The organism is Gillisella taibaishanensis, from assembly GCF_001938985.1.
GTDB lineage: Bacteria > Pseudomonadota > Alphaproteobacteria > Rhizobiales > Rhizobiaceae > Allorhizobium > Allorhizobium taibaishanense.
Map to the genome: position 1 here is coordinate 188,477 of NZ_MKIN01000022.1, position 16,418 is coordinate 204,894.

Consider the following 16,418-nt stretch of genomic DNA (forward strand, 5'->3'; position numbering starts at 1 on the left):
CTAAAGCGCCGCGTGTACGAATATCGTCTCTCCGACGGCGCCTTGTCATGCGTTTTATTTGCTCGATTCCTCCGCAAATCTCCGGAGGTTTAAGAAGAAATCGAGCACATCAGAGAAAACCTACGCCAAATGTCGAACCACCACTCATTCGCAGATCGCGTTGGCGTCGCATTCTCTGGCCGAAATATAGTTGACGGGACTTAACCGTTAGTGAATTCGAATGTAAAATATGGGGCGTGTACCGACATTTTGGCTACCAAATCCCGCGCAAATTCAGGGATTTCCGGCGAATTGGCCACATTAACGATGGTTATCGTACAAAAAACCCGAGGTGCGGCACCACCGTCAATGAAAAGCCGAATCAGACGGACAGCCGCTAGCGGCAGAAGAAATTCTTCGTCCTGCTGTTTAGCCGCGCTGGAAATGACGCGGGCGAAAAGGGTTAAAGAAGGCCGAGTTCGGCCAGTTCCCGCTTTAGATCGTCAGGCATGTCGCCGAGATCACCGCCGCCGGCCGAGAGGTCGCGCGGAGCATCCTTTGGATCCAGATAACGCCAGCCCTGAAAAGGACGACGCGGCGCCGGCGCGGTTTCGATGACTTCGGGGCCGAGGATCAGTTCGCAGCGATTGATGCCATCGCCACCAGTGAAGCTGACGACGTCGAGCAGCGGCTGACGCGCCGCGACTTGGCCCTTGATGATCCAGTAGAGCGAGCCGCCATCGAGCAATTCGTCGACCCGCTTCGGCACCATGCGGGTGACGTGCGAGCTTTGTGCCGGCAAGCCGGCAGCCATTGCCACCAGGGAGCGTTCCGCAACCCAGTGCCTGAGATCGTCAATGCTTTCAGCTCCAACGCAGAGCTTGATTAGATGAAGCGCCATGGCTTTTGGAGATAGACCTTTGGCGGCAGGGGTCAAGCGCCGTCTTCAACATTCCACGACATTGACGGCGAGACCGCCGAGCGAGGTTTCCTTGTATTTCTCGCTCATGTCGTTGCCGGTCTGGCGCATGGTCTCAATACAGGCGTCGAGCGGCACGAAATGGCTGCCGTCGCCCTTGATGGCCAGAGAGGCCGCCGTGACCGCCTTGACCGCGCCAAGCGCATTGCGCTCGATGCAGGGCACCTGCACCAGGCCGGCGACAGGATCACAGGTCATGCCGAGATGATGCTCAAGGGCAATTTCGGCGGCATTCTCAATTTGTTCCGGGCTGCCGCCCATTACAGCCGCCAGCCCCGCCGCAGCCATGGCCGCTGCCGAGCCAACCTCGCCCTGGCAGCCGACCTCGGCACCTGAAATCGAGGCATTGTGCTTGATAATGCCGCCAACGGCTGCGGCCGTCAGCAGATAGTCGCGCACGCCGTCCTGGTCGGCATCGGGATGGAAGTGCAGGTAATAACGGATCGTGGCCGGCACCACGCCGGCCGCGCCATTGGTAGGCGCCGTCACCACCCTGCCCCCGGCGGCATTCTCCTCGTTGACGGCCATGGCATAGACCGACAGCCAGTCGTTGGCGAGCAAGGGGTTTTGCCGGTTCGAACGCCATTCCTCCTGCAGCTTGTCATGGATTTTCCGGGCCCGGCGCTTGACCTTCAGCCCGCCTGGCAATTCGCCCTCGACCCGGAGGCCGCGATCGATACAGCCGCTCATCGCCGACCAGAGTTTGTCGAGCCCTTCGTCCAGCGCCTGCCGGCTCATCGTCACCTCTTCATTGGCGCGCTTCATTTGGGCAATGGTCAGGCCGGACGAGGCGGCCATGGCCAGCATCTGCTTGGCGCTGGCAAAGGGATAGGGCACCTTCACCGCATGGCTCTCGGCTTTCTTTGCCTTCTGCATCGCGGCAAGCTCGATATCGGTGACCACGAAGCCGCCACCGATCGAATAATAGACCGTGGTGAGCAACAACCGCCCCTGACGGTCGAAAGCGGAAAAGCGCATGCCGTTGGCATGGCCGGCAAGCGGCGTCTTCTTGTCCAGCACGAGGTCGCCGGCTGGCTGGAACCGATAGGCAGAATGGCCGGGAGGACAGACCTCTCCCTTGCTCTGCACCTCCGCGACGATCTCTTCCATCCGGTCCGGATCGACCTTGTCTGGCGTCTGGCCGGTCAGGCCGATGATCACGGCCCGGTCGGTTCCGTGGCCAACGCCGGTATAGGCAAGCGAGCCATGCAGGCTGACCTTCAGCGCCGCCACTTCGGCACCGGCCGGGCGCGGCCAGTCATTCGACAGGATCAGATCGAGAAACCGTCCCGCCGCCGACATCGGCCCCATCGTATGGGAGCTGGAGGGACCGATCCCGATCTTGAAGACGTCGAACACGGAAAGAAACATGAAAAGACCCTATCAATGACATTACAGCCATTGTTCTACAGCATCTTGCAGAAAACCGCAGGGCCAGGATGCGCCGCTTTTTATTCTCGCATCGGATTATCCGGAAACCGGTGCCCACTTTCCGGCCGATGCTTTTTATTCTCGCATCGGATCATCCGGAAACCAGACCCCGAAAACGAAAACAGCGCGGCTTGTTCAGCCGCGCTGTCGTCCCCCGCCGGAAAGCGGATACTTCCGCTGGAAGCGAAAGGTCCAGGACGCTATCCCCCGAAAGGTCTTGGACACGGCATGGATAGCCGATTTGCCGTCAACGCTCAATCAGATAAAAGCGGTGGATAGCCAAAAAAAAATTGCGGTATAGAAGAGGCGGAGTCTCAACGAGGCCGGGCGGCCGCAGCAGGTCGAACCAAATAATTTCATCGCGACAATTTCGGTTATGAAAACGGCTTCCGGCCCTTTGCGAAACGAGGCAGAGCCCTCATGATCTAGCGAGGAAAAGCTAGATTCGCGGTTGTTTTCATCCATAACAACAGAAGCTGAAGGCGCGTATTGGACATGACCATTCTTGATAGCGTCGCGCTACTGCTCTTTGTCTGCGGTTGGGCCGGGCTTGCGGTGCTCACCCAGAGCGATATCGTCAAATCCCGCGCCAGCCTCAGCCGCATTATGACTGAGCGCCGCCGCGTCTGGATCTTCAATGCGCTGAAGCGCGACCTCAGGATGATAGACACCCAGATCCTGGCCGGCCTGCAAAACGGTACAGCCTTTTTCGCTTCTACATCGATTATCGCTATTGGCGGCTGTTTCGCCATGCTCGGCGCCACCGAGAAGGTCGATCTGGTGCTGCGTGACCTCCCGCTTTTCGGCGCAGGTGGCCGGGCTGCTTTTGAGCTGAAAACCTGTGGCCTGATCGCGATTTTCGGCTACGCCTTCTTCAAGTTCGGCTGGTCCTACCGGTTGTTTAACTACTGCACCATTCTCTTCGGCGGTTTGCCGATGCTGACTGAAGTACGCCAGGACCCGGTTGCGGCTGAGGACGCCGCCGAAACCGTGATTGCCATGAACGTCATTGCCGCCAAAAACTTCAACGCGGGCCTGCGGGCGATCTTCATGTCGCTGGGCTATCTCGGCTGGTTTCTCAACGCCTATATGTTCATGGCGACGACGCTGCTGATCTTCGTGGTGCTGATTCATCGTCAGTTCTTCTCCAATGCCCGGCTGGCCGCCATGCTGAAACATCCCATGGCACCGCCCGGCCAAATGATCCGGAGCCTTGGTTTGGCACCCGAAAGCGAAACCGAGCGCGACAGTTCTGCAGGGATGGTGTAGGAAACGCCGGAATTCCAACGGACCGCCTGCCCTTCATCCAGGGTGCAGGCCCGATCACCGGCAGACATGCCGCCGTCTCATTTGTTTTAGGACCAAGAGTGGCTTTTACAAACGACATCCTTTCCGATCAGAAACCGTCATCCCGCATCGGTCTGCTCGATACTTTGCGCGGCGTGGCGCTTCTCGCCATGGCCTCCTATCACTTCACCTGGGACCTGGAATTCTTCGGCTACCTTGACCCCGGCACGGCGGAAACCGGGCCGTTGAAGATCTATGCCCGCTGCATCGCCTCGACCTTTCTGTTCCTGGTCGGCATCGGACTAGTGCTGGCCCATCGCCGTGGCATTCGCTGGCCGGCCTTCGGTCGCCGAATGGTGCAGATCGCCGGAAGCGCACTCGCCATCTCCCTCGTCACCTATTTCGCCATCGGGCAAGGCTGGATCTTTTTCGGCATCCTGCATGCCATTGCGCTGATGAGCCTGATCGGTCTTGTCTTCCTGCGCGTGCCCGCAATCATCACAGCGCTCGCAGCCGCTGGCACCTTGGCCCTACCCTTCTACCTGCGGTCCTCGGTCTTTGATGCGCCTTATTTCTGGTGGCTTGGGCTGTCGGAAAGCCTGCCGCGGTCGAATGACTATGTGCCGGTCTTTCCCTGGTTTGCCGCCGTCCTCTCAGGCATCGCAGTGGCAAAGCTCTGCCTGCACTTCAATCTGTTTGAAAAACTGGCCAGGGGTCCGTCCGGGCCGAAGCTGCTTGCGACAGCAGGCCGCCACAGCCTGGTCTTCTATCTCGTTCATCAGCCGGTGCTGTTTGCCCTGGTGTATTTAGCGACTCTGGTCGTTGCTCCGCCACCGCCGGATCGCGCCGCTGCCTATAACCGCAGCTGCCAGCAGTCCTGCACGGCAAACGGCAGCGAGGCTGGATTCTGCCAGCGGTTCTGCGGCTGCACATTGGAGAAACTGCAAACAGGCAACATGCTCGAACCGCTCCAGTCTGGGGCAATCATAGCGGCACAAGATGAAAGGGTCCTGAAACTGGCGCGGGAATGCACGATCGCCAGCCAATAAAGGGTCCTTGACATGAACGCCTATCGCATGAAGCCGCTGAAATACCCATGGCCGCCGCTTCTCTATGTCGGCGCCTGTGTAATTGCTTTTCTGCTTGATACTTATCTTGCCCCGGTCAGCCCTTTCGAGGACCGGGAACCGGTGATCTGGATGACTGGCGCGATGATCGCTGCCAGCGCCCTCGCCATCGACTTCTGGGCCATCAAGACCCTGATGTCCAACTACACGCCGCTCAGCCAGCATCAATGTGCAAGACGACTGGTAACCGGCGGGCCATACCGCTATTCACGCAACCCGATCTATCTCGGCTATACGCTGCTGATGATTGCGGCGGGCATGATCCTTGGCAATGTCTGGCTGATTCTGGCCGCACCGCTGACCGCGATGCTCACCACCATGGTGGCGATCCGATGCGAGGAAATGCATCTCCTCGTCCGCTTCGGTGTCGATTTCGAACGCTATTGCCAGAATACTCGGCGCTGGCTCTGACAGAATGACGGTGCCGGGTCCAGGTTACGATCCGACACCGATCTCGACCAACCGCGTCAGGCAGGCCTCTTCAGCCTGATCAAGCTCGGCCAAAGTCTCTTCAATATCCTTGCGCTTCTGGCGCAATTCATCGCGCTTCTCGTCGATGCGCTTCATCATCAGCTTCAGCTGGCCGATTTCGCCCGGCGGCTGCTTGTAGACATGGATAATTTCACGGATATCTGCTACAGTGAAGCCGATCCGCCGTGCACGCAGAATTTCCTTCAGCAGATGCCGATCGGCGCCGCGATAGACACGGGTCCGCCCCTTGCGCTCGGGATGAATCAGCCCCTCGTCCTCGTAGAACCTGAGGGTGCGGGTCGATACGCCGAATTCGCGGGTCAGCTCGGTGATGCTGTAAGATTTCTTCAAGGCCGTGACATTCCCTGTCGTTCAAGCCTCTCACTCTATTAACTTTGACGTAAAAGTCAATTTTTGTTCCCGAAACCTGTCCCGGATGCGGCATTACCCTGTGAATTAAGGGAGGCTTCAGCTAGACGCAGCTTAACGACGTCAACAGGCCCGTCGCCCTATATCCCAAACCACCACGTGGCGAGGCCGAGGAACGAGAAAAATCCAGTGATATCGGTGACTGTCGTCACGAACACTGCCGAAGACACCGCCGGATCGGCGCCGATCCTGTCGAGCAGCAGTGGAATGAGAATGCCGGCGATGGCAGCGGCCATCATGTTGATCAGCATGGCTGCGGCGATGATGCCGCCGATATTGACGTCCTGAAACCAGAGCCCCGCAGTCACGCCGATCAGCACGCCGAAGATCAACCCGTTGAGCAGCCCAACGCCCGCCTCGCGGCGCACGACACGCCAGGCATTGTGAATGTCGAGATTGCGGGTGGCAAGCGCGCGCACCGTCACCGTCATGGTCTGCGATCCGGCATTGCCGCCCATGCCGGCAACGATCGGCATCAGCACGGCCAGCGCCACTATCTGCTCAATGGTCGCCTCGAATAGCGAAATGACCGAGGCGGCGAGGATAGCCGTCAGCAGATTGACTAGCAGCCAGGGCACGCGAGACCGGGAGGTCTCGGGAATACTGTCGGACAGTTCTTCATCGCCGACGCCGCCGAGGCGCATCAAGTCTTCCTCGGCTTCTTCCTGGATCACGTCGACCACGTCATCGATGGTGAGCACCCCGACCAGCCGCCCACCCTCGTCGACAACAGCCGCCGACAGAAGGTCGTATTGCTCGAACACCTGGGCTGCCTCTTCCTGGTCCATTTCGGCCGGGATCGGGTGATTGGTCTCGCGCATGATGGTTTCGATCTTCACCTGCCGCTTGGTGCGCAGGATGCGGTCGAGATCGACGACGCCAAGTAGTTTGAAGGTCGGATCAATGACGAAGATCTGGGTAAAACTTTCCGGCAGGCCCTCTTCTTCGCGCATGTAATCGATGGTCTGGCCAACCGCCCAGAAAGGCGGCACGGCAACGAACTCCGACTGCATGCGCCGGCCGGCCGAGCTTTCCGGATAATCCAGCGCCCGGCGCAGCCGCACCCGTTCCGTGAAGGGCAATTGCGCGAGAATCTCGTCGCGGTCTTCCTCGTCGAGATCTTCGAGAATGTAGACGGCATCGTCCGAATCGAGATCGCCGATAGCAGCAGCGATCTGCTCGTTCGGCATCTGGTCGACGATTTGCAGGCGGATGGCGTCATCGACCTCGGTCAGCGCCGTCATGTCGAAATCATCACCGAGCAGGGTGATCAGCGCCAGACGCTGATCGGGCTGTATCGCCTCGATCAAATGGCCGAGTTCGGACTCGTGCAGATGCGCGACTTCCTTGCGCAGGAACAGCACATCACGGTCGGCAATCGCGGCGCCGACCAGAGCGCGAAAGTCGCTGCGGATCGAGCCGTCCTCGTCGTAAATATCAGCCTTTTCCTCGTCGCGGGACTGGCGCGGGCGCACTTGCTCGTCGATGTCGTTCATGCTCGCGCTCCCAATTCTAAGCTCCTGACACCGGCTCCAAACGAATCCCGGTGTCTTGTCCTAGAGCTTCACCATAACTGCATGACAGAAACGACACATGCCACCAAAAACGGCAATAACTTTGGCTAAATCAGCATCATAACGATGACCAGACCAACGCCGACCCGCCAGGCGCCGTCGATCAGCCCCAGCCCGCGCCTGATATCGGCACCGCCGATGACCCGCTCACCGGCGGCGTTCATCATCGGTTCCTGCACCTTTTCGCCGCCATAGATGCGCGGCCCGGCGAGCGCCACGTCAAGCGCGCCTGCCGCCGCCGCCTCCGGCCATCCGGAATTGGGCGAGCGGTGCAGGCCGTGGTCGGTCATGACGACGGACAAACCACGGCGCGCAGCGGCGCGGCCCTGACTAATCCAGCAGGAACAGAGGATCAGAAACCCCGCCAGCCGCGCCGCAGGCCAATTGGCGACATCGTCCAACCGCGCCGAGGCCCAGCCGAAGCGAAGATATTTTTCGCTTTTATGACCGATCATCGAATCGGCAGTGTTCAGCATCTTGTAGGCGATCAGGCCGGGCAGGCCGAGCAATCCATACCAGAAGGCAGGCGCGACGACGCCATCGGCAAAATTTTCAGACAGGCTCTCCAGCGCCGCCCGCGCTACCCCGGCTTCATCGAGAACGGACGGATCGCGCCCGACAATCATCGACACCGCACGGCGCCCACCGGCAAGCCCATCATGGCGCAGACCATCGGCCACGGCCACGACATGATCGATCAAGCTTTTCTGGGCCAGGAATACGGCCGCGACGACGACCTCCAGCAGCAGACCGAGCAGGCCGAGTGCTGCAAATATCAGGTGCAGGGCGACGCCGACAGCAAGGCTCAGCGCCAGCAGCAGCAGGATGGTCACGACCCCGCCCGCCCTGCGCAAGCCATCAGGAAAGCCGGGTCGGTTGAGCAGCTGGTCGAAAAACGAAATCGCCTTGCCGAACAGCACGACCGGATGCGGCAGCCGCGACCAAAGCCATGGGGGATCGCCGACCACCCGGTCGAGCAAAAGTGCCAAAAACAGCAGGAGAAGATGCGCCTCGATCATGGCTGGTATGCCTGCAAGGCGGCGCCCAGACGCGCATCGGCGGCTTCATCCGGCGCAAGCCCGATCCGCAGCCAGGACGGCGCGTAGTCGAAGGCCCGCGTCAGGATGTGATGTCGCGCCAGATGCGCATGCAGGCTTGCCGCATCGGGATGATCGACCAAGGCAAATAGCGGCGTGCCGCCGAGGACATTCATTCCGGCGCTTGCAAGCGCCTCATCAAGTCCGGCCTTTCGGGCAAAGATCCGCTCACGGATCACCTGGCAATCACCGGCAAACAGCTCTGATGCCACGGCAAGCGCCGGTCCCGAAACCGCCCAAGGGCCGAGCCATTCGGCGAAACGCTCCAGGATAGGCTCCTGCGCAATGACGAACCCAAGCCGCAGGCCCGCAAGCCCAAAGAACTTGCCGAAGGAGCGAAACAGCAGGAGATTATCATGATCCGCAGCCACGGAAGCCAGCGAGGACTGCGGCTCGACATCGGCAAAGGCCTCATCGACAAGCAGCAACCCGCCGGACGCCGCCAAGCGCCGCGCCAGGGCGGCAAGGTCGCTGGTGGCGATCAGTCGGCCGGTTGGATTGTTGGGATTGACCACCACGACCAGCCCATGCGCCGGGGTAACCGCCTCCAACGTATCGATCTGATCAACAGCGACGCCGCCAAGGGCAAGGCTGCGGGCATATTCGCCATAGGTCGGCCCAAGGATCGCGGCCCGCGCCCCGGTTTTCAGCAGACGCGGCAAAAGCTGGATCACCGATTGGGTACCGGGCACCGGCAGCGGCAGAATAGACCCGGAGCCGTAGAAAACCCGTGCCGCGAGCCGCGCCGCCTCTTCCCGCTCGCGGTCGGGCAGACGATGCCAGGCGCGGGCATCTATAGCGGGCAAGTCCGGCGGACAAGGATTGATGCCAGTGGACAGGTCGAGCCAGTCCTCGATCCGGCCGCCATAGCGACGCGCTGCTGTCGCCAGACCGCCCCCATGGGCAATCGGTGCCATCACGTCGGTACTCATGCGCGTGCCTCGCCGAACCGGTCGATGATGTGAATATAGGAACCGGCCACCCGCCCGCGCCGTAAGCCGACCTCGCCCAAGGACTGCCCCAGGGCATCTGATGCTTCGAACAGCCGGTCGCCCTCACCTTCCTCGACAACGGTGGAATAATGAAATTCATGCCCGGTCATCGGATGATTGAAAATCTCCTGCGACAGCGGCCGCAGCACGCGGTAGCCGAGATGGCGGTTACGGGTGGCAAAACTCGTTTTCAGCGGCAAGAGGCCGAGCATGGCATGGTCCTGCCCCTCGGCATCGGTGAGGACCTCACCCAGCACCATGTAACCACCGCATTCGCCGAAAATCTTCACCCCACGTTCGGCGGCCAGCCGCATCGCAGCGCAGAAGGCAGAGGCCCCGGCAAGCCGCCCAGCATGCAGTTCCGGGTAACCGCCGGGCAGATAGATGGCATCGGCGCCAGAAGCTGGCACCTCATCCTGCAACGGCGAAAAGAAGCTGATCTCGGCGCCACGCCGGCGCCAGCCGAGCAGCATATGATCGTAACAAAAGGCGAAAGCCTCGTCCCGCGCCACGGCAATGTGTCGGCCGAGCGGTGCCAGCCGGGCAATATTGGCATCCGAGACCGGATCAGGTGAGCGGGCCGCCGCGCGCAGCATCGCTTCAAGATCGCAGCCGGCCTCCACCACATCAGCGGCATGAGTGATAAAAGCCTCAAGGCCTGAGATTTCCTGCGCTTGCACCAGACCCAGATGCCGCTCCGGCAGCGACAGCGCCGCATCGGCCCTGATGACGCCGAGGACGGGTATGCGCACCGCCTCCAGCGCCTGGCGCAGCATCATCTCATGCCTGTCACTGCCGACCCGGTTGAGAATGACCCCAGCCATAAGCAGGCCTGAGCGAAAATCGGAGAAACCCTTGACAAGGGCGGCGACGGATTGGGACATCCGTGCACAATCGACCACCAGCACGACAGACAGGCCGAGCATGATGGCGAGATCGGCGGGCGAGCCGGTGCCATCGGCCGCACCGTCGTAAAGCCCCATCATCGCCTCGATGACAAGCGTGCGCCCGCCCTGGCGATGCAGCGCGGCATTGGCGGCGACCAGTTCCGGGCGCATGGCCCAAGGGTCGAAATTCAGGCAAGTCTCGCCGCTTGCCGCCGCATGAAAGGCCGGATCGATATAATCAGGACCCGCCTTGCCCGGCGCAAGCCGATGACCGGCATCTTTCAGTGCTCGCAACAGGCCAAGCGTAACCGTGGTCTTGCCGGAACCGGAAGCCGGTGCTGCGATCAGAAGGCCGCTCATGCGCCGCTTCCTCGCAAGCTATGTCCTTGCAACGGCGCGCGGATCGGGTCGGTTTCGGCAAACGGGTCCGGCTGCAACGCCCGCCCCGAGAGCGCGCCGAGCCAGTCGAGCGAGGGACGCAGCCGCACGACATCGCCGATCACGACGATTGCTGGTGGCTGGATGCTGGCTGCTTTCATGTCCGCCTCGGCGGCGCCGAGCGTGGTTTCCAATACCCTCTGGCGGTCCGTCGCGGCATCGCAGACGAAAGCCAGCGGCTCTTGGGACGACCTGCCGGCGGCGATCAATTGCGCGGCGATATGGTCCATATGTTTCATCGCCATGTACATGACGATCACTTTCGATCCCTTGGCAATCGCCCGCCAATCGATAGCATCGGGAACCGCACCGGACGAATCGTGGCCCGTCAGAAACGTGACGGCGTGATTGACCTCGCGGTGGGTGACGGGAATACCGGCATAGGCCAGCCCGCCAATGCCGGCGGTGATGCCGGGCACGATGCGGAAGGGCACGCCATGCTCTACCAGCGTCAGCGCCTCCTCGCCGCCGCGCCCGAACACGAAGGGGTCGCCCCCCTTCAGCCGCAGCACCCGCTTGCCTGATTTGGCGAGATCGACCAGCCGCAACGAAATATCGCGCTGCTTGGCCGACGGCTTGCCGCCACGCTTGCCGGCATATTCCAGTTCCGCCGCCGGATTGGCATAGGCTAGGCAGGCCTCGTCGACCAGCGCGTCATGCACGACGACATCGGCCATCGACAGGCCACGCACCGCCAGCAGCGTCAGCAGACCCGGATCTCCGGGACCGGCGCCAGCCAGCCAGACATGGCCGGGCTCCAGCTGCGGCAAAGGCTCGAAAACGTCTTTCATCATGGTCCATGCTCTACTGCATAATCGACCAAACCGAAATCGATTCTGCGCGAAATTTATCAAGCCGCAGGCTATCTTGCCGGAGTGATGTGCAACGTAGCGTCTGGACGCTGGCACCCGGTCATCAGGCACTTTCGTTCGCTGGCAGGAAAACCGGTTTCCACTTTTCTCTGACAAACGCTTGGCTTGCTTTTCGTTTGTCGGACGGGAAAACCGGTTTCCACTTTTCCCTGACAAACTCTATAAGACCTTATGACCGATCCCGAAACGCCGTCCGACCTGCACGACGCCGCTGCCCCGCGCAAGCCAGGCGGCGCGCTGCGCACCGGTTGGACGACCGGCGCCTGCGCTACTGCGGCGACAAAGGCGGCACTGACGGCGCTGCTGACGGGCGAGTTTCCAGATCCTGTCTCGATCCGGCTGCCCGGCGGCCAGGAGCCTGCCTTCGCTCTCGCCCAGGAGGCGCTGAGCAAGGATAAGGCCTCCGCTGGCATCATCAAAGACGCTGGCGACGACCCCGATGTCACCCATGGTGCCACCGTAATCGCGACGGTCCGGCGGCTTGCCGAAGGCTCCGGCATTCGCTTCTTGGCTGGCGATGGCGTTGGCACGGTGACCAAGCCCGGCCTGCCGCTTGCGGTCGGCGAACCCGCCATTAACCCGGTGCCGCGTTCGATGATGACGGCCGAAGTCGAGGCGCTTGCCGTGCTTCACTCCATCGCACCGGACATTGAAATCACCATTTCGATCCCCGGCGGCGAAGAACTGGCGCAAAAGACCTGGAACCCGCGCCTCGGCATTGTCGGCGGCCTCTCCGTGCTCGGCACCACGGGCGTGGTCCACCCGTTTTCCTGCGCCGCCTGGATCCATTCCATCCATCGCGGCATCGACGTCGCACGCGCCATGGGCCTTACCCATGTGCTCGGAGCGACCGGCTCGACCTCGGAACGGACGGCACAGGCGATCTATGGATTGCCGACGGAAGCACTGCTCGATATGGGCGACTTTGCCGGTGGCCTGCTGAAATATCTGCGTCAGCATCCGGTACCACGACTGACGATTGCAGGTGGCTTCGCTAAGATGAGCAAGCTTGCCCAAGGCGCACTCGACCTGCATTCCAGCCGAAGCCAAATCGACAATATCTTCATGGAAACATTGATCTGTAGTGATTTACTCACGAAGGACTTGAGGACTGAAATTCGCTCCGCCAATACCGCGCTTGAAATCCTCGAACGCACAAGGGGCGCCGGCCTCGACATTGCCACGCCAGTTGCCGAGCGTGCACGCCAGACGGCGCTCGCGGTACTGCGTGGCGCCGATATTGTCGTGGATGTCGTTGTCACCGACCGCGCGGGAGCCATCCTTGCCCGGGCGTCCTGATGCGGCTGTCGAAACCATCCTCATTCTCGGCGGCACAGCCGAGGCGGCAAAACTTGCGGCAGCGTTGAGCGAGAAGGGGCAGGCAAGGGTGATCACCGCCCTTGCCGGGCGCACCGACGATCCGGTCTTGCCACCCGGCGAGGTCCGCATCGGCGGCTTCGGCGGCGTAGACGGGCTTGCTGCCTATCTCAAGGCGGAAGATGTCAGCCGCGTGATCGACGCCACTCATCCCTTTGCGCGGCAGATCTCCGAGAATGCGATCGCAGCCTGCGCCAAGGCCCATGTACCTCTCACCGTCCACAGCCGTAAGCCTTGGGAGAAGCAGGCCGACGACATCTGGATCGAAGTCGACAGTCTCGAACAGGCGGTGGCAGCCCTTCCGCCAGGCGCTCACGTGTTCCTAGCGCTGGGCCGCCAGCACATCGATGCTTTTGCACGGCGCCAGGATTGCCGTTTCGTGATCCGCATGGTGGATGCACCAAAGCAGCCCCTACCCTTTGCAGATGCCACGATTGTGCTGGGAAAAGCCTCAGCCGATTGGCAGGAGGAGCGACGCCTGTTTGAGACCTACGGTATCGACCATATCGTGGCGCGCAATTCCGGCGGCGACGCCGGCTATGGCAAGATCATTGCTGCAAGGGAAATGCGCTTGCCCATCGTGATCATTGGCCGTCCTTTCGCAGAGCTTTCTGACGCAGACTGACGCGCTGGCCGTACTCTCTCTGTCAAGCCCGACTTGCGGCCACACGGAGGCCAGCGATAGCTGCGTCTTCAATGTTCGCATGACGGATGCGATCGGGCAGCGCGACGCAATCAGCGCGGCCAGAGGCCGGCCAGTATTCGAGCTTGCAGCCACGCGGTCCGCCCATGCTTTCTTCGATTACGGTAATGTTGCGGCTTGCGAGAAACAGCCGGGCATAATCGAAATTGCGCGCACCGACGTTGTAGAAATTATTGCCGGCCGGGCTAGCACCACCAAAAATGCGGGCTTCCAGCCGGCGTGGATTGGCACCGTATTTGATGAGATCACTGACCAGCGCATCCATCAGCCAGCAGCCATAACGGGCGGCTTCGTAACGATCCATCGTCCGGTTGATCGGCCCGGGCAACACGAAATGGTTCATGCCGCCAAGGCCGATGGCAGGGTCACGAATGCATGCGGCAACGCAGGAACCGAGAACCGTTGAGAGAACCACATTGCGGTCATCCGTGATCACGTGCTCGCCCTGCGCGACCATGATCCGATGAGCGGGTCGAGCCGTCTTCGACGCAACGCCGATATTCCACTCGAAAGACATTTGACGCTACACACCCTGCTTCATGACTTTCTAATAAAAGCATAGATCCATTGCAAAAAATACCATAGATTTAGATGGGGGAAGCTACTTCTGTACCGTTTTGATCCAGACACGGTCAACAGCACCTTAACATGCTGTCTACGGCGACGCTGACCAGACCGCCAGCGCAGACCAAGACACTCATCAAAGCATTGTTTTGATGAGTGTATCGACTGAAACGCATTAAGGGTCTTTGTGTTTTTGGAAGCCTCTGGATTTTTTCCGATTGCTGAAATTCCGGATAACCGCATGGTTAGTCCCGGCGCGCAATCGTTTCAGAGCGAAACACCATATCGGCAGAGGTCAGCGGAGAGTCTGCTAAACGATCCGCTGAGGGCCATACCCGGCAGGCCTCAGCCTTTCCGTCGGTTCTGTCCGCCAACCGCCTGCGGCCAACTCCGACGGAATAAGGGTCAGCTTTCCTGCACCGACACAATCGTGTCATGGATCAATTTCAACACCGCATCTGCGTCGATGTCGGTGCAGATCGTCTGGCTCGGCAGGTTATCCCAATCGCTCGGTCCGAAGCCCATGCTGTCGGGCTTCTGGATGGTCTGGCCATCAGCGATGCCGCCGCAGACGACACGGATCGAGCCTGATCGCGTGGTGAAAAGATCAGGCGCCACCACATAGGCGCAGGCGCAGCTGTCATGCACGACCATGCCGTCAGGCACCCGGCTCTCGTAGAACTTGATGTAGAATTGCGAGAGATCGAATAGCAATTGCGCCCGCCGCCCGGCGGCATCGCGAATATCCGACAGCGCCTGACGCGTCATGACCGTCTTCAACGTTACATCAAGCCCGACGACGACCACCGGCCAGCCTGCCGTAAACACCACGTCTGCGGCTTCGGGATCGCCATGGATATTGGCTTCGGCCGCTGGCGTGACATTGCCGTTGACGTCGAAGGCGCCACCCATGATGACGATATCCTTCACCAGAGAAACGATCTCAGGATCTTCCTTCAAAGCATTGGCAAGATTCGTCATTCGCCCAACTGCGACAATGCGCACTTCGCCCGGATTGGCCCTTATCGTCTCGACGATGAAGCGGTGAGCCGGGCGCGGGTCGAGCGGCACGTCGATGGTATCGGGCACGCCGATATTGCCCAGCCCGTCATCGCCATGGATGAAGGTCGGCGGGGCATGGGTGACGCGGTGGGGAATGAAGGTCTCGCCCGCGCCCTTGGCGACGGGTGCTTCGATTTTCCATTCCTGCTTCAGGTAGAGCGCATTGCGGGTCGTCGTCTCGATCGTTGCATTGCCGAATACGGTGGTGATGCCCAGCAGATCGACATCCTTGCTATGGTGCAGGAACAACAGCGCCATCGCGTCATCGACGCCGGGGTCCGTATCGAAAATAACCTTATGCATGGCCTGACCTCTTTTTCGTTTGAACACGAGCATAGCCAGCTGCAACGGTGCCGCAACCGGCCACTGCGTTAGGCCGACTTATTTTTCTTGCCGACATTGCGCAGCACGTGGGAAAATTCGGCATTGTAGAGATCGCTGTCGCGAAACGCGACGTCGCCGAACACCTTGCCGACCATGATCAGCGCCGTGCGAGTGATCTTTGCCTTGCGCACTTCCTCGGCCATGTCCTTCAGCGTCGTGCGGATAAACAGCTCGTCCGGCCAGGTGGCACGATAGGCGATCACCACAGGGCAATCCTCGCCGTAATAAGGCACCAGCGTTTCGCGGATATGGTTGAGGTTGCGGATCGACAGGTGGATAGCCAGTGTGGCGCGGGATTTGCCCAAAATCTCCAGCGTCTCGAATTCCGGCATGGACGAGGCCTTCATCTCCGTGCGGGTGATGATCACGGTCTGGGCCACCTCGGGCAGGGTCAGCTCGGTCTTCAGCCTGGCGGCGGCAGCCGCAAAAGCCGGCACGCCAGGCACGACGTCATAGGGAATGTCGAGCGCATCGAGCCTGCGCATCTGCTCGGCAATGGCGCCATAAATAGCGGGATCTCCAGAATGGACGCGGGCCACATCCTGGCCGCGTTCATGGGCTGCGGCGATCTCAGCGATGATGTCGTCGAGATGCATGGGCGCGGTATCCTTGACCAAGGCATCCGCAGGCGTGGCCTTCACGATTTCTTCCGGTACCAATGATCCCGCATAGAGGCAGACGGGGCAGCGCTCGATCAGCCGCAGCCCGCGCACGGTGATCAGGTCTGGCGCGCCGGGACCGGCGCCGATGAAATAAACGGTCATG

16 protein-coding genes are annotated in these 16,418 nt (G+C 60.7%); 5 read left to right on the plus strand and 11 right to left on the minus strand.

The genetic code is table 11. The annotated features are described in order from the left end of the window. Positions 1 to 442: 442 nt before the first annotated feature. Both BJF91_RS12085 and BJF91_RS12090 read right to left on the minus strand, forming a co-directional pair. On the minus strand, positions 443 to 880 hold the full coding sequence (locus BJF91_RS12085; RefSeq protein ID WP_075614776.1) for a DUF1489 family protein: 438 nt from the start codon (positions 878 to 880) through the stop codon (positions 443 to 445). A 45-nt stretch (positions 881 to 925) separates the two neighbouring features. After that, on the minus strand, positions 926 to 2,329 hold the full coding sequence (locus BJF91_RS12090; RefSeq protein WP_075614777.1) for an L-serine ammonia-lyase: 1,404 nt from the start codon (positions 2,327 to 2,329) through the stop codon (positions 926 to 928). Positions 2,330 to 2,884: 555 nt separating this feature from the next. Here BJF91_RS12090 and BJF91_RS12100 point away from each other — a divergent pair. From BJF91_RS12100 to BJF91_RS12110, 3 genes are all read left to right on the plus strand, one after another. Then, entirely contained in the window at positions 2,885 to 3,658 is a 774-nt protein-coding gene (locus BJF91_RS12100) for a DUF599 domain-containing protein (RefSeq protein WP_075614779.1), read from the plus strand. Positions 3,659 to 3,756: 98 nt separating this feature from the next. Next, entirely contained in the window at positions 3,757 to 4,725 is a 969-nt protein-coding gene (locus BJF91_RS12105; protein ID WP_075614780.1) for a heparan-alpha-glucosaminide N-acetyltransferase, read from the plus strand. Positions 4,726 to 4,737: 12 nt separating this feature from the next. Beyond that, entirely contained in the window at positions 4,738 to 5,214 is a 477-nt protein-coding gene (locus BJF91_RS12110; protein WP_075614781.1) for a methyltransferase family protein, read from the plus strand. 24 nt (positions 5,215 to 5,238) lie between these two features. Here the strand turns inward: BJF91_RS12110 and BJF91_RS12115 are convergent, their stop codons facing one another. The 6 genes from BJF91_RS12115 to cobA form a co-directional block, all read right to left on the minus strand. Then, complete coding sequence (locus tag BJF91_RS12115) at positions 5,239 to 5,625, minus strand: MerR family transcriptional regulator (RefSeq protein ID WP_075614782.1); 387 nt, start codon at positions 5,623 to 5,625, stop codon at positions 5,239 to 5,241. 158 nt (positions 5,626 to 5,783) lie between these two features. Beyond that, entirely contained in the window at positions 5,784 to 7,199 is a 1,416-nt protein-coding gene (mgtE, locus tag BJF91_RS12120; RefSeq protein ID WP_075614783.1) for a magnesium transporter, read from the minus strand. Positions 7,200 to 7,324: 125 nt separating this feature from the next. Further along, the gene (cbiB, locus tag BJF91_RS12125) at positions 7,325 to 8,296 is read right to left on the minus strand and encodes an adenosylcobinamide-phosphate synthase CbiB (protein ID WP_075614784.1); all 972 of its coding nucleotides are present in this window, start codon (positions 8,294 to 8,296) and stop codon (positions 7,325 to 7,327) included. Continuing rightward, on the minus strand, positions 8,293 to 9,306 hold the full coding sequence (gene cobD / locus BJF91_RS12130) for a threonine-phosphate decarboxylase CobD (protein ID WP_210288951.1): 1,014 nt from the start codon (positions 9,304 to 9,306) through the stop codon (positions 8,293 to 8,295). The genes cbiB and cobD overlap by 4 nt, the downstream gene beginning before the upstream one ends. After that, positions 9,303 to 10,613 (minus strand): cobyrinate a,c-diamide synthase, encoded by a 1,311-nt coding sequence (locus tag BJF91_RS12135; protein WP_075614785.1) that lies wholly within the window; start codon positions 10,611 to 10,613, stop codon positions 9,303 to 9,305. Before BJF91_RS12135 ends, cobD begins: the two co-directional genes overlap by 4 nt. Next, positions 10,610 to 11,485 carry a uroporphyrinogen-III C-methyltransferase gene (cobA, locus tag BJF91_RS12140; RefSeq protein WP_075614786.1) on the minus strand — a complete coding sequence of 292 codons (876 nt, stop codon included), beginning with the start codon at positions 11,483 to 11,485 and terminating at the stop codon, positions 10,610 to 10,612. The genes BJF91_RS12135 and cobA overlap by 4 nt, the downstream gene beginning before the upstream one ends. A 249-nt stretch (positions 11,486 to 11,734) precedes the next feature. On the opposite strand from cobA, the gene BJF91_RS12145 reads away from it, so the two are divergent. Both BJF91_RS12145 and BJF91_RS12150 read left to right on the plus strand, forming a co-directional pair. Then, positions 11,735 to 12,862, plus strand: a complete 1,128-nt coding sequence (locus BJF91_RS12145) for a cobalt-precorrin-5B (C(1))-methyltransferase (protein WP_075614787.1) — start codon at positions 11,735 to 11,737, stop codon at positions 12,860 to 12,862. Beyond that, positions 12,846 to 13,565 (plus strand): cobalt-precorrin-6A reductase, encoded by a 720-nt coding sequence (locus BJF91_RS12150; RefSeq protein WP_234801618.1) that lies wholly within the window; start codon positions 12,846 to 12,848, stop codon positions 13,563 to 13,565. Before BJF91_RS12145 ends, BJF91_RS12150 begins: the two co-directional genes overlap by 17 nt. 22 nt (positions 13,566 to 13,587) lie before the next feature. On the opposite strand, the gene BJF91_RS12155 is transcribed toward BJF91_RS12150, so the two are convergent. The 3 genes from BJF91_RS12155 to cobM all read right to left on the minus strand — a co-directional run bounded on the left by BJF91_RS12155 (position 13,588) and on the right by cobM (position 16,417). After that, positions 13,588 to 14,160, minus strand: a complete 573-nt coding sequence (locus tag BJF91_RS12155; RefSeq protein WP_075614789.1) for a chemotaxis protein CheD — start codon at positions 14,158 to 14,160, stop codon at positions 13,588 to 13,590. A 452-nt stretch (positions 14,161 to 14,612) separates the two neighbouring features. Continuing rightward, entirely contained in the window at positions 14,613 to 15,572 is a 960-nt protein-coding gene (locus BJF91_RS12160) for a nucleoside hydrolase (protein WP_075614790.1), read from the minus strand. Between the two features lie 68 nt (positions 15,573 to 15,640). Next, entirely contained in the window at positions 15,641 to 16,417 is a 777-nt protein-coding gene (gene cobM, locus BJF91_RS12165) for a precorrin-4 C(11)-methyltransferase (RefSeq protein WP_075614791.1), read from the minus strand. Between the last annotated feature and the right edge of the window lies 1 nt (position 16,418).

Excerpts from the sequence above, each read along its gene's own strand:
- cbiB (WP_075614784.1), bottom strand. The coding sequence starts at position 8,296 with ATGATCGAGGCGCATCTTCTCCTGCTGTTTTTGGCACTTTTGCTCGAC.
- mgtE (WP_075614783.1), bottom strand. The coding sequence starts at position 7,199 with ATGAACGACATCGACGAGCAAGTGCGCCCGCGCCAGTCCCGCGACGAG.
- BJF91_RS12110 (WP_075614781.1), top strand. The coding sequence starts at position 4,738 with ATGAACGCCTATCGCATGAAGCCGCTGAAATACCCATGGCCGCCGCTT.
- cobM (WP_075614791.1), bottom strand. The coding sequence starts at position 16,417 with ATGACCGTTTATTTCATCGGCGCCGGTCCCGGCGCGCCAGACCTGATC.
- BJF91_RS12160 (WP_075614790.1), bottom strand. The coding sequence starts at position 15,572 with ATGCATAAGGTTATTTTCGATACGGACCCCGGCGTCGATGACGCGATG.
- BJF91_RS12090 (WP_075614777.1), bottom strand. The coding sequence starts at position 2,329 with ATGTTTCTTTCCGTGTTCGACGTCTTCAAGATCGGGATCGGTCCCTCC.
- cobA (WP_075614786.1), bottom strand. The coding sequence starts at position 11,485 with ATGATGAAAGACGTTTTCGAGCCTTTGCCGCAGCTGGAGCCCGGCCAT.
- BJF91_RS12155 (WP_075614789.1), bottom strand. The coding sequence starts at position 14,160 with ATGTCTTTCGAGTGGAATATCGGCGTTGCGTCGAAGACGGCTCGACCC.
- cobD (WP_210288951.1), bottom strand. The coding sequence starts at position 9,306 with ATGAGTACCGACGTGATGGCACCGATTGCCCATGGGGGCGGTCTGGCG.
- BJF91_RS12145 (WP_075614787.1), top strand. The coding sequence starts at position 11,735 with ATGACCGATCCCGAAACGCCGTCCGACCTGCACGACGCCGCTGCCCCG.
- BJF91_RS12085 (WP_075614776.1), bottom strand. The coding sequence starts at position 880 with ATGGCGCTTCATCTAATCAAGCTCTGCGTTGGAGCTGAAAGCATTGAC.
- BJF91_RS12100 (WP_075614779.1), top strand. The coding sequence starts at position 2,885 with ATGACCATTCTTGATAGCGTCGCGCTACTGCTCTTTGTCTGCGGTTGG.
- BJF91_RS12135 (WP_075614785.1), bottom strand. The coding sequence starts at position 10,613 with ATGAGCGGCCTTCTGATCGCAGCACCGGCTTCCGGTTCCGGCAAGACC.